The sequence below is a fragment of the Lysobacter sp. Root604 genome, from assembly GCF_001427505.1.
Taxonomy (GTDB): Bacteria; Pseudomonadota; Gammaproteobacteria; order Xanthomonadales; family Xanthomonadaceae; genus Lysobacter.
The window spans coordinates 242,374-261,781 of the sequence record NZ_LMGS01000010.1 but is presented as its reverse complement, the minus strand read 5'-3'; the positions used below and the strand labels follow the sequence as shown (position 1 = coordinate 261,781).

Genomic DNA, 19,408 nt, shown 5'->3' with positions numbered 1-19,408 from the left:
GGTCGCACCGACATATCGCCGGATCCGACCATGAAAGCGCTGGACGCCACCGATCGCCAGTTGATCGCCCTGCTGCAGGACAATGCGCGGCTGTCCACCGTCGCCTTGGCCAAGGCGGTGGGCCTGTCGCGCAGCACCGTGCAGGAGCGCCTGCAGCGGCTGGAGGCGGGCGGGGTGATCGCGCAGTACACCGTGCGCCTGGGCAAGGACGGCGACCCGCTGCAGGCCTGGCTGTTGGTGCGTTATGCGGACGGCTTCAGCTGCGACGACGTGATGCCCTTGCTGGCGCAGCTGCCGCAACTGCGGTTCTGCCACAGTGTCGCCGGCGAGATCGATCTGATGGCGCTGGTGCAGGTGGAGTCGCCGGGCGCACTGGCCGATCTGCGTGAGGTGGTGATGGCGATGAAGGGCGTGGACGATGTCACCACGATCCCGGTGCTGCGCACCATGCTGGATCGCATGAGCGGCTAGCGCGAGGCGCGCACGCGCCGCCAGGGCGCGTGCGTGCTGGCCCGGGCGCATCCGATCGCGCGGATGCGCCGGCCCGCATTCACGAAAGGCGGCGCGAAAGCGCGTAGTAAGCCAGGTTGCCCAGGCCGGTCGCAGCCAGCAGCAGGGCGATCACGCCAGGGGTCACCTCGCGCCAGCCGAAGGCCTCGATCAGGCCGAAGGCGACGGCCAGGGTGAGGGCCAGCACGCCCCAGCGCAGCGAGGCGTGGCGGCGGCGCTGATCGTCGCCCTGGACCAGCGAGCGGATCAGTTCTTCCGAGCCGCTGCCTTGCTGGATCAGCTTGCTGCGGAAACGGGCGTCGACCACGAACTTGATCGCGTAGGTGATGCAGAGGAACAGGGTGATGGGGATGAGGGAGTCTAGATCCATGGCACGGTCTCGGGTTTGGGGCTCGGGGCAATGGATACGGCCACAGTCGGAACGGTTGCAGACCCCAGCATGGCCGGCCGGCGGCCACCGGTCCAGGCGGGGGCGGGCGGCAGTTCTCAAAAATTGTGCTCCGGCATTGCAACCATTCGCCCCCGGGACGTATCCACTGCCCTAGATGACCGCCCCGCCGCCCGCCGCAAACGACGATCGCGCGCTCGTGGACGCCGTACTGGCGCGCGCGCCGGGCGCGTTCGAGCGTCTGGTGCGCGAGTACCAAGGCCTGTGCTGGCACATCATCCAGCGCATGGTCCGCCAACCGGACGACACCCGCGAGCTCTGCCAGGAAGCGTTCCTGCGCGTGCACCAGTGCCTGCACCAGTACCGCTACGAGAGCGCGCTGAAGTCCTGGATGGGCCAGGTCGCCTACTCGGTGGCCAAGCGCCATCTGGAGCGCAAGCGCATCCCCATCCTCGAGGTCGCCGACGACGAGGACGCGCTGTCGCCGCTGGACCAGGTCAGCGACGGCTTCGACCTGGAGGCGGCCTGCGCCGACGCCGAGGTCGCCGCCGCCCTGCACGCCCAGATCGAGGCGCTGCCGCCGCTGCAGCGGACCTTGCTGACCCTGTATCACTTGGACGAGGTGCCGATCGTCGAGATCGCGCGCATCACCGGCCTCGCCGAGGGTACGATCAAGAGCCATTTGTTCCGGACCCGGGCCTTGCTGCGCGAGCGCCTGCAGTCCAGCATGGGAGTCACCGCATGAACATGTCCCACACTCCGCCACCGCCCGACGATCGCGAGCAGCGCGAAGCCCAGGAATGGCTGGCGCAGGAGCGCGCGCTGCGCGACGAGCGCGCCGGCCTGCCGATGGACGCCGGCGATGCGCGCGTGGCCCAGTACCGTTTGCTGGTGCGCGCGCTGCGCGCGCCGGCGATGGAGCCGCTGCCGGCCGATTTCGCGGCCCAGGTGGCGCGTCGGGTCGAGGCCAGCGCCACGCTCGGCGACCGCCTCGAACAATGGCTGCTCAACGGCTTGATCCTGGTCATGGCCGCGGTCGCGCTGTACGTGGTCGCCAGCTACGGCGGCGCGTGGTGGGACGCGATCGCCGCGCCGCTGGCGCGGATGCCGTCCGGCCTGGGCGCCTGGCTGCCGGTACTGGGGCTGTGCGCGGGCGGCACCTGGCTATGGGACCGCATGTCCGATTTCGGCGGTCGCGACCGCCACGCGCGCACCGCCTAAGCGTAGGCCGACGCGCGATAGCGCTGGAACGCCGGCCGCGCCGCGATCCGCGTCAGGTACGCCTTGAACGCCGGCCGCTCCGGGATCGTCCCGAGCAGTCGCATGCCCCGATCCAGGCCTTCGGCCCATTGCGTGTCGGCCGCGCTGTAGCGCGCGCCGGCGGCGTAGGCGTGCGCGCTTAAGCGCCGTTCCAGATACGCCAGCATGTCTTCGTAAGCGCCGAACGGGAATGCGCGCGACGCGTATTGCCAGCCCAGCGCATGCGCGGTCAGGCAAGGATCGAACACGGCGTCGGCGTACACCAAGGCGCTCAGATACGCCGCGCGCATGGGGTCGTCGATCGCCGGCGCGAGGCCGGCCTGCGGAAACGCATCGGCCAGATAGACGCAGATCGCCGCGCGTTCGATCACCACCACGCCGTCGTGCACGATCGCCGGCACCTTCTTGTGCGGATGGATCGCGCGGTAGCTTTCCGGCGCGCCGTCGTCGGCGTGGATGTCGATCTGGAGGACGTCGTAGGCGACGCCCAGTTCCTCGAGCAGATAAAGAATGCTGGAAGAGCGCGATCGCGGCGCGTGATAGAAGGTCAACATGATCGGCCTCGGACATGGCGCGGGAACCCGGCGGACCGGGCGCCGGAAGCGCGCCCGCCACGGGGTGTTTGTAAGCGAGGGGGCTGACAGGTTTTGTCAGTAGTGGAAAATCGCCCCGCTGTGTCACCCAGGTAACAGCCTTTCCGTGAGCGTCTCACCAGACTCGCCTGTGTGTACTCAACACAGGAGGTGTTGGTGATGAACAAGCCGGGCGATGGATCGCAAGAACTGGGCCTAGCCGACGAAATGTTCGTGAAAGCCTGGCGAGCGACCAAGCCGGAGCTCGACCGGCGCGCCCGCCGGCTCTCGGACGGCCACCGCGACCGCGCCGACGACTTGCTCGCCAACACCGCCATCAAGGCCCTGTTGTTCATGCGCCGCTCGCCGGACGCGATGAGCGACCCCGAGGGTTTCCTGTTCGTGGTGCTGCGCCACGTGTTCCTGGACAGCGTGCGCCGCAACGGCCGCGACGGCGAGGTCTTCGACCGAGGCGTCGATATCGAGGCCGAGGGCGTGGCCCAGGGCCTGGACCTGTCCGCACTGCAGCGCATGGAGCTGGAGGAGCAGCTGGGCCGGGTGATCGCCGCAGTCGCCTCGCTCAGCCGCGACCAGAAGCGCCTGTTCGTCTACCGCTTCATCGACGACCTGCCGTACCCGGCGATCGCCGAGCGCCTGGCGATCAACCAACCGCTGGCGCGCAAGCGGGTCCAGCTGCTGCGCGAGCGGATCAAGGTCGCGGTGGATCGCGATTGAGGGCGCGGCCGCGTTCACAGAATCGGACGCGGCGCGTTTAACCCATAGCTATCGCATCAAACGCCGCACGCCGACGCCGCCTCCGCGCCGTCGTACGGCCACAGGACGCCGCGCGTGCCGGGTTTCGGGCACGCGCGGCGGAACGCCTCGGCGCGGCGCTGGTCGGGGACTCCATCAAACACGCGACTCCCAAGGACAGGTCCATGGCCGACACCACGCCCGTGAATTCGCAAATTACCGATGCCGTCACCCAGACCAACGTCAAGGTCGTGGCCGAGGCCCCCGCGCAGGCGATCGCCGCGCTCTACCAGGTCGCCAGCCACTCGGCCGGCCTGTCGCTGCAGAACGCCGTGCACAGCCAGCAAGTGCTCAACCAGATCTCGACCGCGGTGGTGTCCAAGGCGGTCGGTCTGATCATGGCCATAGGCGAGAAGTCGTCATGACGGCCCCCGCGACAACGGACGTTGATTAGGGGAGTAGCGCCATGCCTTTCTGGAACAGGAACAAACCGCCTACCGCATCCACGACGACGCCGGCGACGCCCGGCTCGCCGACCACGCCCGCAACATCCGCAACACCCGCTGCTCCGGCGGCCGCGGCGATGCCTGCCGATCCTGCGACGCCCGCGACGGCGACCACCGCGGACACGGCTGCGACGCCCGCGATAACGCCTGCCGCGGAGGCCGATGCAGGCGCCACGCCGAGTGCGACCACCGCCGCGGCGGGGGATGCCGCGGGCGGTTCCGGCACGACGGGCTCCGCTGCGACAGGTTCCGGCACGACCGACGCGGGTACGACCGGCGGCGGTACCACGGGATCGGGTACGACCGGCAGCGGCAGCACCGGGGCCGGGACCACCGGTTCCGGCGCTGGCGGATCGGGCGGTGGCGGTTCCGGCACGACCGGCTCCGGCACCGCATCGGATCCGCCGACGCCACCGGTCACCCCGCCCGCGCCGCCCACGCCGCCGCCGCCCAGCGTGCTGGCGACGATGAACACCCAGATGCTGGCCCAGTCCGCCGCGGCCAACCCGCCGACCGACGCGCTCAATCAGAAGATCGTGCAGGCCGTGCAGCTGAGCAACGCCGAGACCGCGCAGTACGCGCCGTCGCAGATCGCGATCCCGCCCAACATGATGATCACCCAGGCGGCCGGCCTGGTCGCGCAGTCGGCGGCCGCCTACTTCGACGGCGTCAGCAAGCTCGCGTTGGCCAGCCAAGGCATCTTGCTCAAGGAGATGACCCAGAACCTGGTCGAGAACCAGTTGGAGAAGGCCGCCGAGGACGCGCTCGGCGTGCTCGCCACCGACATCCTGATGGGCGCCGCGGCCGCGGTCGCCGCCGCCGCCGGTGCGATGGAGGCCGAGGCCGCCAGCTTCGCCATCGATCGCATCGACCAGAGCATCTCCAAGTACGCCAGCGTGCTGCAGAACCACAAGAGCGCGTCGTCCTGACCTGACGCCCCCCGCGAGAGCGCGTCGCCGCGATGCGCTCCGGACCCGAATGCCGCCTTGCGGCGCAGACCTTAGGAGCCCCGTCCATGGCCTTTTTCTCTCTGACCAAGCCGGTCGCGATGCAGCAGTATCCGTTCGACTATCACAGCCACTTCGGCGGCATCCTGCCGGTGGAGGGCGTGCTGGACGCATCCACCGACTATCAGATCAGCTACCGCACCGCGAAACTGCAGCGGCCGGTCGAAGTGAGCCTGCCCAAGGGCCAGCGCCTGTCGCTGGTGGGGATCATGGGCGGTACCGGCAAGTACGCGATCGAAGAGGGCACGGTGGTGCTGTTCGATCTGGCGCTGCAGATGATGATCGAGGGCAATCCGCTCACCATCGTGGCGACCAAGGCCAACAAGGCCCAGTACGAGCGCGGCGAATGCGCGGCCGAGTCGATCTACGTCGCCTGCGTGGTGCTGGCCAGGCGTTGGGCCCTGTCGTCGGCGATGTTGAACGCCTCGGCCACCAGCCCGGAGCTGTACGAAGAGATTCGCGGCCTGCTGCGCGCACGCGTGCAGCCGGACCCCAGCGGCCCCTACAACCCCGAGCTCATCGCGATCCTGCGTTACTTCAACAACAAGATCTACAGCGCCAACAAGTACACGCCCTTCGACGACTGCTACAAGACCCGTTCCAGCCTGATGAAGGCGGTGATGCGCGATCCCAAATACGCCGGCCGCTACGACCAGTGGATGCTGGCGACCTACGCATATCTGTATCAGAGCGGCGTGCGCTGCAACCAGGCCGCGATGGGTTTCGACGAGATCGAGATCGCCGACCAGATCGCGCAGTCCTTCAACGCCCTGTACCCGAAGGACCCCAGCAACTACCGCCTGCTGGTGCATACCTCGGCCGGCTACATGCCGGGCGAGCGCCTGAGCGCCGAGCTCACCGAAAAAATCCTGCCGCTGCTGGTCGAGCCCGGCCCCAGCACGGTGATCGGCATCGACTTGTTGGGCACCGAGACCAAGGTCGCCGACTACAAGCAATTCTTCAAATTCCTGTTCGAGAACCAGGCCGCGTTAGGCAAGTGCTTCGGCACGGGCAAGGGCGCGCGTTCGGCGCAGCTGATCTGCCACGTGCATTGCGGCGAGGGCGCGGCCTCGACCGCGGACAACCGTTCGATGATCGGCTACTACTACGCCAACGCCGCCGAAGCGCCGAACGAGACCTTCTATCCCGCCTATTCCGCCTACATCGCGCGCGGCCTGGCCACCGCCCAGGGCCGGCGCGACGACGAACCGCGCGGCAGCCGCGGCGCCACGCCGCGCAAGAAGAGCGACGTCGCCGGCCTGTTCGACGAGCTGTTCCGCAGCGATTCCCTGACCCACGGCGGCTGCACCCTGCGCCGCTTCGACATCAACAGCCCGGCCAGCATCGCGATCGTCGCCTACAACGGCAAGCGCAGCGAAATGGCGATGAGCGAATCGCTGGACACCGTGCCGGCGACCCAGTCGCAGAGCTGGTACAGCTTCTTCTCCGGCAGCCAGCAGTTCGCGATCCGGCTCGGCCACGCGTTCTATTACCGCAACTACATGGCGCAGCGCTATCCGCTGATCGCTTTCGACACCAACCTGGGCAGCAACGCGATCACCGGCGCCTCCGGCCTGTTCGACTCGGTCGAGGGCTATCGCATCAATCGCGGTTTCCGCCATCTGGACGGCTACATCGACACCGACGTGCTGCATCAGGCCGGCAACGCGGTGGCCTACCTGGGCGCGAACGCGCTGGAGCAGGCCCAGGTGGCGCAGTTCATCGCCATGGTGCGCGCGCAGACCAGCGTGGCCGATGTGCTGAACGATCAGGCCAACAAGACCTGGCTGTACGGCGAGCTGACCGCGGGCATGGCGCCGATCTGCAACCAGAGCAACATCGCGGACTACTACCAGCTGTATTGCGAGCTGGTGCTGCAATTGGCGGGCCAGACCACGATCAAGTCCTACTGGTTCGACGCCTTGACCCGCGTGCTGACTTTGTTCAACAACTGGCGCTCCTACCTGCTGGGCGCCGACGGTCAGGGCGTGGAGCACACCGACATCCAGGACGAGTTCCTGCGCATGGTGATCCTGCTGGCCTACCAACTGTTGCCCGCCGGTCAGACCCGCGTACTCGACCAGACCATGGTGTCTCTGCAGCAACTGGTGCTGAACATCGCCACCGACTACTGGAAGACCACGGTCGATCCCAACGTCACCCTGGTCCTGTCGGACGGCCTGGGCCTGGAGGCGATGGACGGCTTCAAGTCGCCTGCCTCGGTGGTCACGCTGCGCCGCCCCAAGCCGAAGAAGTGAACGCCATGCGTCCGGCTGCGGCGCGGACGCCTTTCAGCCCGGCCGCGCGGCGCGCGCGGCGGGCACCGCCAGGAGCTTGCGATGAACGACCTCGTCGAACACCTGCTGCACGAAGAGATAGACGGTCCCGACGCGCCGACCGCGCCGGGGAAATCGCCGGATTCCTCGGCGCCCGCATCGCCGTCGGCATCGCCACCCGCGACCGCCGTGGCCGACAAGGCGCTCGACCCCGAGCTGGTGAAAGTGCTCGAGCGCCTGATGCAGCCCGATGTGCTGCGCGCGCTCACCCAACTGCTGCGTGCGCGCTAAGCGCCCGTGCCCCTGACAACCGCGAGTAGTGCCATGACCGTAAGCCGGAACGAGTTGACCGAGCAGGTGCATGAGTTCGCGCGCCAGTGGCTGGGACACGACCTGGACGAGGACGAGCGCAAGCAACTGGCCGAGTTCCTCACCACCCTGAGCGCGAACGAGGCGGTGCTGGGCGGCTATACCGACCAGGCCCGGCGCCATGCCGCCGATATCGTCGATCAGGGCCGGCAGCGCGTGGAGGCGGCGATGAAGACCGTGCTCGGCGCGGCCAACGCCCCGCCCGCCGACGCCGCCGCCGCGCCCGCCAAGGGCGCGGCAAAGGCGGCCCCGCTGACCCGCGAGGAGCAGGCGATCCTGCGCTTGCTGGAGTCGTCGCGCACGCTCGGCGACCTGCGGCCCTCGCAGCTGAAGGGCGCCGGCGAGGGCGAAACCGCGGCCGCGCAGCTGGCGATCGCGCAGATCGCCGACCGCCTCGCGATCCTGATCAAGGCCGAAGTCGAGGCCTGTTTCGAGCGCCAGTACGGCCCGCTCACGCGCCAGATCGAGGCCGTGCTCGAAGCCGGGCGCGCCGAGGCCGGCGCCCGCAAGTCCCCGTCCGCCGCGTCGTCCGCCTGATTCACAAGGCGGGTTCCGCAGCGTTCATTGAAACGTACGGCATGGGCCGTACACGACCCCGAGGAGTTAAACCATGGCTTTCCCGACCGCCGTCAACGATCAGATCACCGATGCTGTCACCCAATCCAACGTCAAGGTCATCGGCGAAGCGCCGGCCTTCGCGATGGGCTCGATCTACCAGAGCCTGGCGCACTCGACCGGCATCCTGTTCCAGAACGCGATCGCCGCGCAGCAGCAGCAGAACACGCTGGCGCAGGCCGCCGCCAACCAGGGCGTGATGCAGATCTACAGCCTCGACACCACCGCTGCCGCGGGTGCGACCGAGAAGGTCGCCCAGACCGGCGTTTCCGACAACCTGACCAGCCTGCTCACCGTGCTCAACGCCTTCAAGTAAGGGATCCCCGGCCGATGGCCACCGCGCCATCTGCCGGATCTCCCAGGCGCGCATGTTCCTGACGACCGCATAACGAGGATGACCTCATGGCATTTCCCACCGCCGTCAACGACCAGATCACCGATGCTGTAACCCAGTCCAACGTCAAGGTGATCGGCGAAGCGCCGGCCTTCGCGATGGGCTCGATCTACCAGAGCCTGGCGCACTCGACCGGCATCTTGTTCGAGAACGCCGTAGCCGCGCAGCAGCAGCAGAATACGCTGGCGCTGGCCGCCGCCAACCAGGGCGTGATGCAGATCTACACGCTCGACACCACGGCCGCCGCGGGCGCGACCGAGAAGGTCGCTCAGACCGGCGTGTCCGACAACCTGAGCAGCCTGATGACCGTGCTCAAGGCCTTCACCGGGACCAAGCCGGTCAAGGGTTTGAACAGCGGTTCTCCGTAACGCGGAAGGCGTCGGGCGCGACACCCGACGCCGGACGCAAGGGATGCGGCGGCCCCCGATGCCGCGTCCGCGAGGCAGTCCGCCGGCGCCCGCGCCGGCAGTCGGCCCCGCACCAGCCCGGATGCGTCGCCGCCCACGCGGCCTCGCTCCGGACCCAGGGAACGACCGCGAACGAACCGCAGGCGGCCCAATGGATGGGCGCCCGCCGATCGCGGCAGAGGCCGGCGCAGCTACGGTTGGCGGCGGCAGGGGATCGAATATGGATCGTTCGTCACGCAGCGGCGGCCTACGGCACCGGCGTCGCGTAGGCTGCATGCTTGCCCATCGCCGATCGTCCGGCAGCGACGGCCATACGGCGGTCGCTTTCGCGTTTTCGGCCTCTCGTGCCGGCGCGCGCCCCCCTTCGCGCGTGTGGTCGTGCGCATGTGCATGACGCTGGACCGTTCCGCCAACGCACGCGCAAGGCAGTTGATTCTGGAGCAATCCCCGCTGTTTCAGGGCTTGCCCGACACCTTGCTCGAGCACGTCGCCCGCAACGCCACCGAACGCACGCTGCGCGACGGCCAGGCCTTGTTCCTCAAGAACGATCCCAGCGATTTCCTGGCCCTGGTCGCGCGCGGTCGGATCTACAAGATCCTGTACGGCCCCGACGGCCAGGAACTGATCGTCGACACCATCGAGGCCGGCGAGACCGTCGACGAAACCGCCTTGCTAGACGCCAAGGACCGCAACTTCACCGCCATCGCCTACGGCCCGGCGCGCGTGCTGCTGCTGTCGCGGCGGCATTTTCCGGCGCTGACCTCCGAACCTGTGCTGCTGGAACGCGCGCACGCGACCTTGTGCCTGCGACTGCGCAAGGCGGTCGACAGCCTGGAGACCATGTGCCTGCATCGCCTGGAGTCGCGCCTGGCGCGCTATCTGCTGTCGATCATGCACGACGGCGGTCGCGCCGCGGTCGACGGCTTCGAGGTCGCGCTGCCGCCGACCCAGAGCATCCTGGCCGCGATGGTCAACGCCAGCCGGCCGAAGTTGAACGCGCAGCTGCAGACCTGGCATCGCAGCGGCCTGGTGAGCCGACGCCGCAACATCCTGCGCATCAACGACATCGACCAGTTCCGCTGCAAGGCCTATCTGGGTCGCGATTTCGTGCGCGCGGAGCCGCGTGCGCGCGCCAAGCCGAACTAGCGTTCGTCGGCGGGCAGGTGGGGCGCGTACAACTGCGCGACCATCTCCTTGAGCAGCGCGCCGCGCCGCCGCGGCAGCGGCTCGGGCAGCACGTCCAGGGAGGCGATGCGGTCGAGGCGGAAATGGCGGTAGTCGCCGCGCAACTCGCACCAGGCGCCGACCACGCGCGCGTGGTCGAAGAAGGCCAGCGCCAGCGGCCAGATCGTGCGCTCGCTTTGCTGGCCGTCGCCGCCGCCGTAGCGGATGCGCAGCTTGCGTTCGTCGCGCATGGCGTCGCGCACGCGCTGCATGGTGGTGGGCGCGCCGCGCTGGGCGTTGCTGGGCGACACCCACAGGCCGATTTCGCCGATCGCGTCGCGCAGGTCGCGCGGCGCGGCCGCGGCGATCTTGGCCAGCGCATTACTGGCCGCCAGCGACAAGGCGCGATCGTCCTGGCGTTGCACCCAGCGCGCGCCCAGCACCAGCGCCTCGATCTCGTCCTGGGCGAAGTTCATCGGCGGCAGGAAGAAACCGGGCCGCAGCAGATAGCCGACGCCGGCCTCGCCGTCGATGGGCGCGCCCAGGCTGACCAGGGTCTGCACGTCGCGGTAGATCGTGCGCAGCGATACGCCCAGCTCCTGCGCCAGGCTGGCCGCCGCGATCGGCTGGCGGTGCCGGCGCAGGGCCTCGATCAGGTCGAACAGGCGTTCGGTACGGCTCATGCGGTCGTGGCGGCGGGGTCGGCTGCGCACGATAGCAAGCGCGTGGACGCGGCGCGCATGTGCGTGGCGTCGGACGCGCGGCGACCTCCGCCGACGCGGTCGCGCGATCGCGGCTTACGCGGCTGCCAAGGGGTGCGCGTCGCCGCGCTCAGCGCAGCAACGGCCCCAGCTGGGTCCACACGTGGTCGCGCAGCTTGGGTTGCGCGCTTGCCACCGGATGCAGGTTGTCGTCCTGGAACGCCTGGCGGTCCAGCGCGATCGGTTCCAGCAGGAACGGCAGCAGCGCCGCGCCGTGGCGCTGGGCGAGTTCGGCGTAATTGCGTTCGAAGCCCTGGGTGTATTCGCGGCCCAGGTTCGGCGGCATGCGCATGCCGATCAGCAGCACCCGCGCCTTGCCGGCCTGGGCAGCGGCGATCATGCGCTCCAGATTGGCCCGGCTCTGCGCCAGCGGCAGGCCGCGCAGGCCGTCGTTGGCGCCCAGCTCGATCACCACCACCGCGGGTTTGTGGCGCGCGAGTTCGCCGGCGATGCGCGCGGCGCCGCCGGCTGTGGTTTCGCCGCTGATGCTGGCGTTGACCACGCGCCAACCCGGACGGGTCTGGGCCACGCGTTGCGCGGTCAATGCGACCCAGCCCTGCGAGGCCGCCAGGCCGTAACCGGCCGACAGCGAATCGCCCATCACCAGCACGGTGCGCGCGGCCTTGGCCGCGGGCGCCGGCGCCGCGGCGGCCGGCTGCGCGCGCGCGGGCTGGGCCTGCAGCGGCGTCGCGATCAGGGCGCACGCCAGCACCAGGGCCAGGGAGCCGGTACCGATGGCCCATTGAAGCCGGCGCCGCGATGCCGCATATCCTTGTTTATTAAGCGTCATTAATAAGGCCTCCGGATGATGTCGCTGGAGCAAGCATAAGGACGATCATGGCCGATTCCATTCAAGTGCACGCCGTACGCGTCGATTCCGTTCAGCGTGATGCGGGCCGCCGCGGCGGCGCCCGCCGCGATGCCGGGGCCGCGTCCGCCGATGCCGCGCCCGCGTTGCGGGTCGAGGGTTTGGGCAAGCGCGTCGCCCTGCCCGACGAAGAACTGACCATCCTCGACGGGGTCGGTTTCGAGATCGCGCGCGGCGATACCGTCGCCATCGTCGGCGCGTCCGGCTCGGGCAAGAGCACCCTGCTGTCGCTGATGGCCGGCCTGGACACGCCCAGCAGCGGCAGCGTCGCCCTCGACGGCGAGCCCCTGTCGGCGCTGGACGAGGACGGCCGCGCCCGCGTGCGCGGCGCCAAGGTCGGCTTCGTGTTCCAAAGCTTCCAACTGCTGCCTTCGCTGACCGCGCTGGAGAATGTGATGCTACCGCTGGAGCTGCGCGGCGATCGCGAAGTCGAAGGGCCGGCCCGGGCGATCCTGGACAAGGTCGGCCTGGGCCAGCGCCTGGGGCACTATCCGCGCCAATTGTCCGGCGGCGAGCAACAGCGCGTGGCGCTGGCGCGCGCGTTCGTGACCCGACCCTCGCTGCTGTTCGCCGACGAGCCCACCGGCAATCTCGACACCCACACCGGCCAGGCCATCATCGAGTTGCTGTTCGAACTCAACGCCGATGCCGGCACCACCCTGGTCCTGGTCACCCACGACGAGCATCTGGCCCAGCGCTGCGGCCGCATGTTGCGCCTGGACAGCGGCAGGCTGGTGCCGTGAGGACGCTGGGGCTGGCCTGGCGCCAGCTGCGTCGCGATTTCAAGGCCGGCGACGTGCGCATCCTGTTCGCCGCGCTGGTGCTGGCCGTGCTGGCGGTGACCTCGGTGGGTTTCGTCACCGATCGCGCCGAGCGCGCGCTGGCGATCGAGGCCAACCGCCTGCTCGGCGGCGACGCCGTGGTCCGCGCCGACGCGCCTATCGCGGGCGCCTTGCGCACCGCCGCGCAGCGCGACGGCTTGCGCTGCACCGAGACCATGGAGCTGCAGACCATGATCCGGGTCGGCGAGCGCCTGCAACTGGGCGAACTGCGCGCGCTGGGCGCAGGCTTTCCGCTGCGCGGCGCGTTCCGCGTCGCCGACCGCGGCGGCGAACGCGACGCCGACGGCGTGCCCGCGCGCGGCACGATCTGGATGAGCCGCGCCGGCGCCGACACCCTGGGCGCCGCGCTGGGCGACAGCATCGCGATCGGCGATGCGCGTTTCACCCTCGCCGCGCTGGTGGTGCAGGAGCCCGACGCCGCACTGGATTACTTCAATATCGCGCCCAAGGTCTTCCTCAACCTCGGTGACGTCGGCGCCACCGGCCTGATCCAGGAAGGCAGCCGCATCCGCTATCGCCTGGTGATCGCCGGCGACGCCGCCGCGGTCGAGCGTTTCGTCGCCGCCGCGCGTCCCGCGCTGGGCCGTGGCCAGCGCCTGGAAACCATCAGCGACGCGCGCCCGGAAATCCGCTCCGCGCTGGACCGCGCCGGCCGCTTCCTCGGCCTGGCCGCGCTGGTGTCGGTGGTGCTGGCGGCGGTCGCGGTGGCGATGGCCGCGCGACGCCACAGCGAGCGCCATCTGTCCGGCACCGCGGTAATGCGTTGCCTCGGCGCCAGCCAGCGCACCCTGGTCGGCGTGCACGTGGGCGAGCTGCTGATGCTGGGCCTGGTCGCCTGCACGGTCGGCGTGCTGCTCGCGTTCGGATTGCAATGGCTGGTCGGCAGTTGGTTGGCGCAGGCCTTAAAGCTGTCGATACCGCCGGCCGGGCTGTTGCCGGCACTGCAGGGGTACGGCGTCGGCCTGGTCGTGCTGCTCGCGTTCGGCGCGCCGCCGGTGCTGGCGCTGCGTCGGGTGCCGGCCTTGCGGGTGCTGCGCCGCGACCTCGATACCACCGAGCCCAGCGCCTGGCTGGTCGCGCTGGCCGGTTTCGCCGGCCTGGGCGCGCTGCTGTGGTGGAAGGCCGGTTCGGCGGCCTTGGGCACGGCGATGCTGCTCGGCATCGCCGGTACCCTGGCGGTGCTGGCGCTGCTGGCCTGGCTGCTGATCGTGGCGGTGCGCCGCCTGCGTTCGCGCCTGCGCGGCAGCCTGCGTTACGGCCTGGCCAACGTCAGCCGCCGCGCCGGCACCAGCATCGCCCAGGTCTCGGCCTTGGGCCTGGGCCTGATGGCCTTGCTGCTGCTGACCTTCGTGCGCACCGATCTGCTCGATCGCTGGCAGCTCGCGCTGGCCGCCGATGCGCCCAATCGCTTCATCATCAACGTGCAGGACGATCAGCTCGCGCCGGTGCGCAGCTTCATGAGCGAGCAGGGCATCGCCGCGCCGACCTTGTATCCGATGATTCGCGGCCGCCTGGTCTCGCGCAACGGCAAGCCGGTCACCGGCGCCGACTACGCCGACCAGGGCGAGCGCGCGCAGCGGCTGGCCGAACGCGAATTCAATCTGTCGGTGGCGGCGAAACTGCGCGACGACAACCGCGTCACCGCTGGCCGTTTCTGGGGCGAGGCCAAGCCCGCGCGGCCCGAGGTCTCGGTCGAAGAAGGCTTCGCCGAGCAACTGGGCTGGAAGCTGGGCGACCGGGTCGCGTTCGACATCGCCGGGCAGCCGTTCCAGGCCACCATCACCAGCCTGCGCAGCGTCGATTGGGAAAGCTTCCGTCCCAACTTCTTCGTGATCGCCTCGCCGGGGTCGATGGACGGCTATCCGGCCAGCTACATCACCGCGGTCAGCGTGCCGCCGCAGCGCACGCGCTTCACCGCCGACCTGGTCGCGCGCTTCCCCAACCTGTCGGTGATCGACGTCGACGCCGTGCTCAAGCAGGTGCGCGGCACCGCCGACCAGGTCTCGACCGTGGTCGAAGTGGTGTTCTATTTCTCGCTGGTGGCCGGCGTGCTGGTCCTGATGGCCGCGGTCAGCGCCAGCCAGGATGAGCGGTTGCTGGAAGGCGGCGTCATGCGCGTGCTCGGCGGCAGCCGCCGCCAGCTGCGTCTGGCCCAGGCTTCCGAGTTCGCGGCGATCGGCCTGCTCGCGGGCCTGGTCGCGGCGACCGCGGCCTCGGTGCTGGCCGGCGTGATCGCGACCCAGGTGTTCGACCTGCCTTGGCGCGTGGACTGGCTTATGGGCGCGGTCGGCGCCGCCTTGGGCCTGATCGCGGCCCTGCTCGCGGGCTTGTACGCGACCCGGCGCGTGCTCGATGCGCCGCCGTCGGTGACCTTGCGCGAGCTGCAGAACTAGCCGCCCTTCGCGGCGCCTGCGTTCGCCGTTGCGAGCGCAGGCGCGAGGCGCTCAGGCCTCCGAGTGCGGCTCGGCCTGGAAGCGGCGCGCGTAGCCGCGCTCTTCGGCCACCCGTTCGACTTCCTCGTCGGCCAGCTCGGGCGCGGCATACACCGCGTACGCGACCGCGCCGTCGCGGCGGCCGGTGTGGTGCAGGCGGTAACGCGGGCGCCCGCCGCCGGTGTTCTCGGGGTAGTGGCGCGGCGGCTGTTCGCCGTCCAGGTCGAGTTCGCTGTTGTCGACCATACCGCCGATGAAAAGAGCTCGCATGCGCTGGGTTCCTTCGTTTTGCATGCAGCATGGCGCGACCGATGTTGCGGCGGCATGAAGCCGACGTTCGCCTCACCCCGCGCGCGCGGGCGCGGTCGCGCGCCGACGCAGCCACAGGCTCTGCGCGGCCAACACGGCGGCGATCGCGAGCGCGACCCAGGCCGCGACCGTCGCGCCGGGCAGGGGCGAACGCGATTGCTGCACATAGACGCCGACCAAGCCCCACAGCGCGGCCAGCGTGTACGCCCAGTTGCCGCGCATGCGCGCGTTGAGGGTCAGCAGCAACGCGGCGGCGACCGCGTACAGACCCAGGCTCCAGGCCAGCATGTCGCCGCTGGGTAGCAGGCGGTAGGCGACGATGGTCTGCGCCGTATCCAGCAGCGCGGCCAGCGACAGCCAACCGGCGTGCAGCGACAGCGGCAGCCATGCCAGCCAACGTTGGCCGGGCAGGGGATCGGGATCGCGCGACAGCACCAGCGCGCACCAGCCGATGCAAGCCAGCGCGGCCCAGATCACCAGCAGCGCCAGTCCGAACCGTTGCTGCGAGAACACCGGCATCCACAGCGCCGTCAACGCGAAGCCCGCGGTCGCGGCCGGACGGATGCGCGCCAGGGTCGCGTCGCGCTCGCGCGGCCGCCGCGACTGCCAGAACGCGAACAGGGCATCGCAGAGAAAGATCGGGCCCCAGATCGCGAAGGCATAACCCGCGGCGACCAGCAGGGTCGGATAGCGGTCGGAGAGGGTGGCGTTGTCGGGGCCGAACGCGCCGCGTTGCGACCACCACGCCACCAGCGGCATGGACAGGGCGGACAGCAGGACTAGCAGGCGCATGACGTCGCTCCTCGGGGCCGGCCCGCACCCTAGCGCAGGCCGCCGTGAAGGCCGCGCAGTCGCGACACGGGCGTGCGCGCGCGGCGACGGGTAAAATGCGTCCGATGATCCGCATTCGACCCTGCCGTGCGCGCTGACGCACCCGATAACGCCCTCGAAACCCTGTTCCTGCCGTTCGCCGAAGGCCGGCTGAGCTGGCCCGCGCAGGGGGGAGCGTTGTTCCTGCGCGCGCGCGACGGTTGGCCGCTGCATGCGCAGCCGCGCCCTGGCCTGCTCTGCGAGCAAAGCTTCAAGCCGCAGGCCGAGGCCTTGCAGCGTTCGGGTCTGAGCCTGGACGAGGACGACGGCTCGCGGCGTTACCCGCTGGTGCTGATGCTGCCGCCGCGTCAGCGCGACGAGGCGCGGGCGCTGATGGCTCGGGCGCTCGCGCGCACCGCGCCGGGTGGGCGCGTGGTCGCCTGCATGAGCAACGACGAAGGCGCGCGTTCGGGCGAGGCCGACCTGGGCAAACTGGTCGGCCCGGTCGGGCAGTTGTCCAAGAACAAATGCCGGGTGTTCTGGAGCGCGCCGCTGGACGGCCCCGCCGATGCCGCGCTGGCCGCGCAATGGCAGGGCCTGGACGCGATCCGGCCGATCCTGGGCGGGCGGTTCCAGAGCCGGCCGGGCGTGTTCGCCTGGGACCGCATCGATCCGGCCTCGGCCCTGCTGGCCGCGCAGCTGCCGGCGGATCTGGCTGGGCGCGCGGCCGATTTCGGCGCGGGCTACGGCTATCTCGCCGCCGAGCTGCTGGCGCGCTGTCCGCGCATCGTCGCGGTGGATCTGTACGAAGCCGAAGCGCGCGCGCTGGAGCTGGCGCGGGTGAACCTAGCCGCCGACCGCCTGCCGGCCACGGCGCGCGAGGTCGCGCTGGACTACCGCTGGCAGGACGTGACCGCCGGCGTCGACGCGCGCTACGACGTGATCGTCAGCAATCCGCCGTTCCACGCCCAGGGCCGCGCCGAACGCCCTGACATCGGCCGCCGCTTCATCGAGGTCGCGGCGCAGGCGCTGAATCCCGGCGGCCGGCTGTGGCTGGTCGCCAATCGCCATCTGCCTTACGAGGGTGCGCTGGAGACCGGGTTCGCGCAGGTGCGCACGGTCGCTCAGCAGGGCGGTTTTAAGATCGTCGAGGCGATCAAAGAGGCCGCGCCCGCGCGCGGCCGGGCGGGGCGCGCATGAAGCTGGTCAAGTTGATCGGCAATCTGGGTTACGGCAGCCGCAAGGAAGTCGCGGCGATGTTCCGCGAAGGCCGCATCACCGACCCGGAAGGCGAAGTGCTGTATGCCGACGATCAGGTCGGCCATGAGCGCATCCGTATCGACGGCGCGCCGCTGGATCCGCCCGCGGGTCTGGTGCTGATGCTGCACAAGCCGGTCGGTTACACCTGTTCGACCAAGGACCCCGGCCGCATCGTCTACGACCTGCTGCCGCCGCGCTTCCGTCTGCGCTCGCCGCTGCTGTCCACGGTCGGGCGCCTGGACCGCGACACCAGCGGCCTATTGCTGCTCACCGACGACGGCGGCCTGCTGCATCGCATCGTCTCGCCCAAGGCCAACCTGGCCAAAGTCTACGAGGCCAGCCTCGCTTCCGATCTGCGCGGCGACGAAGCGGCGACCTTCGCCAGCGGCACGCTGATGCTGGAGTCGGAAAAGACGCCGCTGGCGCCGGCGACGCTGGAAACGCTGGCGCCGCGCCAGGCCCGGTTGGTGCTGACCGAAGGCCGTTATCACCAGGTGCGGCGCATGTTCGCCGCGGTCGGCAATCACGTCGAAGCGCTGCATCGCAGCCGCATCGGCGGCCTGGGCCTGGACGAACTGCCGTCCGGGCAATGGCGCGCGCTGGACGCGGCCGATCTGGAGCGTTTGTTTGGCGGTTGAAGCGGCCGCCGCCGTTCACCGCCCGCGGCTGGCGTCGCGGGCCGACATCCTGCAGGACCCAAGATGCTGACCGACACCGCGCGCGCCGCCGCGCTCGAGTTCATTCCCGCCGCGGTGCTGTTCGACATGGACGGCACCATGATCGAAAGCGAAGCGGCGCTGTTGGAGTGCTGGCGCCAGGCCGCGCAGGATTTGGGCTACGACCTGGAAGATGGCTTGTGGCTGTCGATGGTCGGTTTGCACGACAGCGCCTGCCACGACCTGTTGCGCACGCGCCTGGACGAAGCCCAGGTGCAGGCGCTGCTGCACGCGATGCAGGCCTTGTACGACGTGCGCGTCGACGCGGGCCTGCCCTTGAAGCCGGGGCTGATCGCCTTGCTCGAGCAGCTGGCCGCGCAGGGCATGGCGACGGCGGTGGTGACCTCCACGCGCCGGCCGCGCGCGCTGTACAAGCTGGAGCGCGCCGGCCTGCTCGCGCATTTCGCGCTGGTGGTCGGCGGCGACGAGGTCGCGCATCCCAAGCCCGCGCCGGACATTTACCTGCTGGCGGCGCAACGCCTGAGCGTGGCGCCCGAACGCTGCCTGGTGCTGGAGGATTCGCCAGCCGGCGTGCGCGCGGCGCTGGCCGCCGGCATGACCCCGATCCACATTCCGGACCTGGTCGCACCCAGCGCCGAGGTACGCGCGCTGGGCCACCGCATCGTCGCGAACATGGACGAAGCCCACGCCCTGCTGACGCCATGGCTGCGCGATGAGGCGCTGGCGGGGCTGTAGGCGTGCAACGCCTCTGCTTCCCCCCTTTGAAAAAGGGGGGCTAGGGGGGATTTGCTTCTGCTCGAATAGCAACAGCGAACAGCAAATCTCCCCTAACCCCTCTTTCCCAAAGAGGGGGACCAGGCTCGAGAACGGCCTGGGCTCGGGGCACGCCAACAACCTGCGCCGACGCTCCATGTCGAATTCCCTCCCAACCGTCCATGTCGAATCCCCCCCCTTTGAAAAAGGGGGGCTAGGGGGGATTTGCTTCTGCTCGAATAGCACCAGCGAACAGCAAATCTCCCCTAACCCCTCTTTTCCAAAGAGGGGGATCAGGCGCGAGAACGGCCTGGGCTCGGGGCACGCCAACAACCTGCGCCGACGCTCCATGTCGAATTCCCTCCCAACCGTCCATGTCGAATCCCCCCCTTTGAAAAAGGGGGGCTAGGGGGGATTTGCTTTTGGCTCGAATAGCACCAGCGAACAGCCCCGCCTAACCACTCTTTTTCAATAG

At 69.7% G+C, this 19,408-nt stretch carries 24 protein-coding genes; 17 read left to right on the top strand and 7 right to left on the bottom strand.

Annotated features, from left to right (window positions below; genetic code table 11):
• The first annotated feature begins 30 nt into the window (after positions 1–30).
• Positions 31–471: an Lrp/AsnC family transcriptional regulator gene (locus ASD69_RS16330; protein ID WP_056180646.1), complete on the top strand. Its 441-nt coding sequence runs from the start codon at positions 31–33 to the stop codon at positions 469–471.
• Positions 472–550: 79 nt separating this feature from the next.
• Here ASD69_RS16330 and ASD69_RS16325 read toward each other — a convergent pair whose 3' ends face one another.
• Entirely contained in the window at positions 551–880 is a 330-nt protein-coding gene (locus ASD69_RS16325) for a DUF6249 domain-containing protein (protein ID WP_056180643.1), read from the bottom strand.
• 217 nt (positions 881–1,097) lie between these two features.
• Here ASD69_RS16325 and ASD69_RS16320 point away from each other — a divergent pair, with 217 nt between their 5' ends.
• Together ASD69_RS16320 and ASD69_RS16315 are read left to right on the top strand one after the other, a co-directional pair.
• The gene (locus tag ASD69_RS16320; protein WP_235567248.1) at positions 1,098–1,643 is read left to right on the top strand and encodes a sigma-70 family RNA polymerase sigma factor; all 546 of its coding nucleotides are present in this window, start codon (positions 1,098–1,100) and stop codon (positions 1,641–1,643) included.
• Positions 1,640–2,119: a hypothetical protein gene (locus ASD69_RS16315; RefSeq protein WP_056180630.1), complete on the top strand. Its 480-nt coding sequence runs from the start codon at positions 1,640–1,642 to the stop codon at positions 2,117–2,119. The genes ASD69_RS16320 and ASD69_RS16315 overlap by 4 nt, the downstream gene beginning before the upstream one ends.
• Here ASD69_RS16315 and ASD69_RS16310 read toward each other — a convergent pair.
• The gene (locus ASD69_RS16310; RefSeq protein WP_056180627.1) at positions 2,116–2,712 is read right to left on the bottom strand and encodes a glutathione S-transferase family protein; all 597 of its coding nucleotides are present in this window, start codon (positions 2,710–2,712) and stop codon (positions 2,116–2,118) included. The two genes, ASD69_RS16315 and ASD69_RS16310, sit on opposite strands and share 4 nt — an antisense overlap.
• A gap of 198 nt (positions 2,713–2,910) precedes the next feature.
• On the opposite strand from ASD69_RS16310, the gene ASD69_RS16305 reads away from it, so the two are divergent.
• Positions 2,911–3,465 (top strand): sigma-70 family RNA polymerase sigma factor, encoded by a 555-nt coding sequence (locus ASD69_RS16305; RefSeq protein WP_056180625.1) that lies wholly within the window; start codon positions 2,911–2,913, stop codon positions 3,463–3,465.
• A 203-nt stretch (positions 3,466–3,668) separates the two neighbouring features.
• Positions 3,669–3,908 (top strand): RebB family R body protein, encoded by a 240-nt coding sequence (locus ASD69_RS16300; RefSeq protein ID WP_055904532.1) that lies wholly within the window; start codon positions 3,669–3,671, stop codon positions 3,906–3,908.
• A gap of 25 nt (positions 3,909–3,933) precedes the next feature.
• Here the strand turns inward: ASD69_RS16300 and ASD69_RS22015 are convergent, their stop codons facing one another.
• On the bottom strand, positions 3,934–4,464 hold the full coding sequence (locus ASD69_RS22015; RefSeq protein ID WP_157499236.1) for a hypothetical protein: 531 nt from the start codon (positions 4,462–4,464) through the stop codon (positions 3,934–3,936).
• Between ASD69_RS22015 and ASD69_RS16290 the strand changes: the two genes are divergently transcribed.
• The 7 genes from ASD69_RS16290 (at position 4,457) to ASD69_RS16260 (ending at position 10,203) form a co-directional block, all read left to right on the top strand.
• Positions 4,457–4,918 carry a hypothetical protein gene (locus tag ASD69_RS16290; protein WP_056180621.1) on the top strand — a complete coding sequence of 154 codons (462 nt, stop codon included), beginning with the start codon at positions 4,457–4,459 and terminating at the stop codon, positions 4,916–4,918. The genes ASD69_RS22015 and ASD69_RS16290 overlap by 8 nt on opposite strands.
• A gap of 86 nt (positions 4,919–5,004) precedes the next feature.
• On the top strand, positions 5,005–7,254 hold the full coding sequence (locus ASD69_RS16285; RefSeq protein ID WP_056180618.1) for a hypothetical protein: 2,250 nt from the start codon (positions 5,005–5,007) through the stop codon (positions 7,252–7,254).
• An 81-nt stretch (positions 7,255–7,335) separates the two neighbouring features.
• Positions 7,336–7,563, top strand: a complete 228-nt coding sequence (locus ASD69_RS16280) for a hypothetical protein (protein WP_056180615.1) — start codon at positions 7,336–7,338, stop codon at positions 7,561–7,563.
• Positions 7,564–7,596: 33 nt separating this feature from the next.
• Positions 7,597–8,178, top strand: coding sequence for a hypothetical protein (locus tag ASD69_RS16275; RefSeq protein ID WP_157499235.1), 582 nt, complete (start codon positions 7,597–7,599; stop codon positions 8,176–8,178).
• Positions 8,179–8,251: 73 nt separating this feature from the next.
• Complete coding sequence (locus tag ASD69_RS16270; protein ID WP_055904514.1) at positions 8,252–8,572, top strand: RebB family R body protein; 321 nt, start codon at positions 8,252–8,254, stop codon at positions 8,570–8,572.
• An 86-nt stretch (positions 8,573–8,658) separates the two neighbouring features.
• Positions 8,659–9,018, top strand: coding sequence for a RebB family R body protein (locus ASD69_RS16265; RefSeq protein ID WP_055904510.1), 360 nt, complete (start codon positions 8,659–8,661; stop codon positions 9,016–9,018).
• Between the two features lie 429 nt (positions 9,019–9,447).
• The gene (locus tag ASD69_RS16260; protein ID WP_056180607.1) at positions 9,448–10,203 is read left to right on the top strand and encodes a Crp/Fnr family transcriptional regulator; all 756 of its coding nucleotides are present in this window, start codon (positions 9,448–9,450) and stop codon (positions 10,201–10,203) included.
• Here ASD69_RS16260 and ASD69_RS16255 read toward each other — a convergent pair.
• Together ASD69_RS16255 and ASD69_RS16250 are read right to left on the bottom strand one after the other, a co-directional pair.
• Positions 10,200–10,904 carry a YafY family protein gene (locus tag ASD69_RS16255; RefSeq protein ID WP_056180605.1) on the bottom strand — a complete coding sequence of 235 codons (705 nt, stop codon included), beginning with the start codon at positions 10,902–10,904 and terminating at the stop codon, positions 10,200–10,202. The two genes, ASD69_RS16260 and ASD69_RS16255, sit on opposite strands and share 4 nt — an antisense overlap.
• A gap of 148 nt (positions 10,905–11,052) precedes the next feature.
• Positions 11,053–11,772: an arylesterase gene (locus ASD69_RS16250; protein ID WP_082576562.1), complete on the bottom strand. Its 720-nt coding sequence runs from the start codon at positions 11,770–11,772 to the stop codon at positions 11,053–11,055.
• A 47-nt stretch (positions 11,773–11,819) separates the two neighbouring features.
• On the opposite strand from ASD69_RS16250, the gene ASD69_RS16245 reads away from it, so the two are divergent.
• Both ASD69_RS16245 and ASD69_RS16240 read left to right on the top strand, forming a co-directional pair.
• A complete protein-coding gene (locus ASD69_RS16245; protein ID WP_082576561.1) occupies positions 11,820–12,593 on the top strand; it encodes an ABC transporter ATP-binding protein in 774 nt (257 codons plus the stop codon).
• The gene (locus ASD69_RS16240) at positions 12,590–15,085 is read left to right on the top strand and encodes an FtsX-like permease family protein (RefSeq protein ID WP_056180602.1); all 2,496 of its coding nucleotides are present in this window, start codon (positions 12,590–12,592) and stop codon (positions 15,083–15,085) included. Before ASD69_RS16245 ends, ASD69_RS16240 begins: the two co-directional genes overlap by 4 nt.
• Before the next feature lie 51 nt (positions 15,086–15,136).
• Here the strand turns inward: ASD69_RS16240 and ASD69_RS16235 are convergent, their stop codons facing one another.
• Together ASD69_RS16235 and ASD69_RS16230 are read right to left on the bottom strand one after the other, a co-directional pair.
• Positions 15,137–15,394 (bottom strand): hypothetical protein, encoded by a 258-nt coding sequence (locus ASD69_RS16235; protein ID WP_056181269.1) that lies wholly within the window; start codon positions 15,392–15,394, stop codon positions 15,137–15,139.
• Positions 15,395–15,466: 72 nt separating this feature from the next.
• On the bottom strand, positions 15,467–16,225 hold the full coding sequence (locus ASD69_RS16230; RefSeq protein ID WP_056180600.1) for a hypothetical protein: 759 nt from the start codon (positions 16,223–16,225) through the stop codon (positions 15,467–15,469).
• Positions 16,226–16,351: 126 nt separating this feature from the next.
• On the opposite strand from ASD69_RS16230, the gene ASD69_RS16225 reads away from it, so the two are divergent.
• The 3 genes from ASD69_RS16225 to ASD69_RS16215 all read left to right on the top strand — a co-directional run bounded on the left by ASD69_RS16225 (position 16,352) and on the right by ASD69_RS16215 (position 18,915).
• Entirely contained in the window at positions 16,352–17,443 is a 1,092-nt protein-coding gene (locus ASD69_RS16225; protein ID WP_056180597.1) for a class I SAM-dependent methyltransferase, read from the top strand.
• On the top strand, positions 17,440–18,141 hold the full coding sequence (locus ASD69_RS16220; protein ID WP_056180594.1) for a pseudouridine synthase: 702 nt from the start codon (positions 17,440–17,442) through the stop codon (positions 18,139–18,141). The genes ASD69_RS16225 and ASD69_RS16220 overlap by 4 nt, the downstream gene beginning before the upstream one ends.
• A 63-nt stretch (positions 18,142–18,204) precedes the next feature.
• The gene (locus tag ASD69_RS16215) at positions 18,205–18,915 is read left to right on the top strand and encodes an HAD family phosphatase (RefSeq protein WP_056180591.1); all 711 of its coding nucleotides are present in this window, start codon (positions 18,205–18,207) and stop codon (positions 18,913–18,915) included.
• Positions 18,916–19,408: the final 493 nt, after the last annotated feature.